Genomic DNA, 2,158 nt, shown 5'->3' with positions numbered 1-2,158 from the left:
TGGTGCGCCATGAGGCGCTGTGTGACCGGGTGGGGTGAGAGGACCCACCGCCGGGTTGTCGCAGCAACCTGGTGAAGCTGGCGGCAGCCTGACCCCGGAGGTGCGGGGAAGGGCGGGAGCAGCCGCGACAACGACGGGACGGGTCGGTACTGCCAGACGGCTCGGGTCCGGCAAGCGAGACGGGAAGGTGTAACGACGAGTGAACCAGTGGTGGAACCCCCGCAAGTTTGAAACCAGCTCAAATCTGGCGGATATGGGCTGGGCAGCAGTGCACGGCGTGCCGGCTCTTGCCGGTGCGTCGACTTCGAAGCCGATCAAGACTGTCGGTGAGGAGGCCATCGGGGAATGCCTGCGGCGTACCTGTGGCGAGGCTGCCGGGGAAAAGCTGGGCACCGCCCCCGTCGACCGGCACACGGTGAACATGGGAACTGCCTCGGGATCGCCCTCGGCACTGTCCAGCCAGGACGGTGAAGGGCAGGCCCACCGTCGGCTGACGGTTCCGGGGCGGGGCGGAGCTGTCGTAGTAGTCGTGGGAGTCACGTCCCATCACGGAGAGCGGGAAAGCCGCTCACAGGGCGAAGGGCAGCAGCGAGTTCGCAGCTCACGGACTGGAATGCCAGGAGGACGTTGGTGAACACCGACGCGCCGTGGCCGACGCTGGAAGAAGCGGAGGTGCGGGTACTGGAGATTCAGACGAAGCTGCATCAGTGGGCCATGATCGGCCCGGATCGTCAGTTCAAAGACCTGTACAACCTTGTCTATGACCCGGCCGTGCTGCTTGTGGCATGGCATCGGGTCCGGGGCAATCGAGGAGCACGGTCGGCGGGCGTTGACGGGGTGCAACCCCGGAAGATCGCCCCGGGCTGGGGACTGTTCCTGTTCCGGCTGCATCTGGAGTTGAAGGACAGGACGTTCCAGCCGGTTCCGGTGCGGGAACGGATGATACCTAAAGCGAACGGGAAACTCCGTGGCTTGGGTATTCCTACCGCACGGGATCGCACTGTGCAGGCGGCGCTCAAGCTAATCCTCGAACCGGTGTTCGAGGCGGATTTCAAGCCGTGTAGCTACGGCTTCCGCCCTCGCCGCCGGGCAATGGACGCGATCACCGAGATTCACCAGATGGTCTCCCGTTCCTATGAGTGGGTGTTCGAAGGTGATATCAAGGCGTGCTTCGACGAGATCGACCATCCGGCCCTCATGGACCGGATTCGGCGGCGTATCGGAGACAAGCGCGTTCTGGCGCTGGTGAAGGCGTTCCTCAAGGCCGGCGTTCTTACCGAGGCTGGCGTCAGAAGGAACACCAACACGGGCGCACCCCAAGGAGGCATCCTCTCGCCGTTGCTGGCCAACATCGCCCTGTCCGTCTTGGACGAACATTTTTCCAAGGCATGGGCGTACTTCAGCAGGTACAACGGCTCCCGCCTGTATCGGCGACGTCGGGGGTTACCCACCTACAAGCTCATCCGCTACGCGGATGACTTCGTGGTGGTGCTGACCGGCACCCGAGAACACGCCGAGGCATTGCGGGAAGAGGTCGCCGACGTGCTGGCCACCATGGGTCTTCGCCTGTCAGAGGAAAAGACCACCGTGGTGCACATCGACGAAGGGTTCGAGTTCCTTGGCTTCCGCATCCAACGGCAGACCAAACAGGGAACAGTGAACAGGAGATACGTCTACGTATGGCCGTCGAAGAAGGCACTAGCCACAGCGAAGGCCAAAGTACGCACGATCACCTCACAGGGCACGAACAAACCGCTGGCCGACCTCCTGCGCCAACTCAATCCGGTGCTACGAGGTTGGAGCAACTACTTCCGGCACGGCAACTCGAAGGCGACGTTCTCCTACCTACACCAGTTCACCTGGCGACGGATCATTGGATGGCTTCGTCGGAAACACCGCCGCGCCAACTGGAAGCAGTTGCGACGCCGCTACCTGCCACGGTGGTGGCCGACCGACGGCGCAGACACATTGTTCGACACCCGGAAAGTGCCGGTCACTCGGTACTACTACCGGGGAACAAAGATTCCCGCGCCATGGCGTCAGCCCATGACGATCAGGACCACATGACCCAACTGAACGGGCTCGTGGAGAGCCGGATGCGGTGAAAGCCGCACGTCCGGTTCGGGAGGCGGGCCGCAGAAACGGACCGGTCGAAAGA

Annotated in this window: 1 protein-coding gene; it reads left to right on the top strand. The window is 63.1% G+C overall.

Features of this window, described 5'->3' with window-relative positions:
* Window positions 1-630: 630 nt before the first annotated feature.
* The gene (gene ltrA / locus AB0M52_RS33420) at window positions 631-2,067 is read left to right on the top strand and encodes a group II intron reverse transcriptase/maturase (RefSeq protein WP_363961840.1); all 1,437 of its coding nucleotides are present in this window, start codon (window positions 631-633) and stop codon (window positions 2,065-2,067) included.
* Window positions 2,068-2,158: the final 91 nt, after the last annotated feature.

This window comes from Micromonospora sp. NPDC051296 (assembly GCF_040682255.1).
In the GTDB taxonomy this organism is placed as follows: domain Bacteria; phylum Actinomycetota; class Actinomycetes; order Mycobacteriales; family Micromonosporaceae; genus Micromonospora; species Micromonospora craterilacus.
The sequence above is the reverse complement of the archived record's forward strand: the minus strand, read 5'-3'. Positions and strand labels throughout refer to the sequence as shown.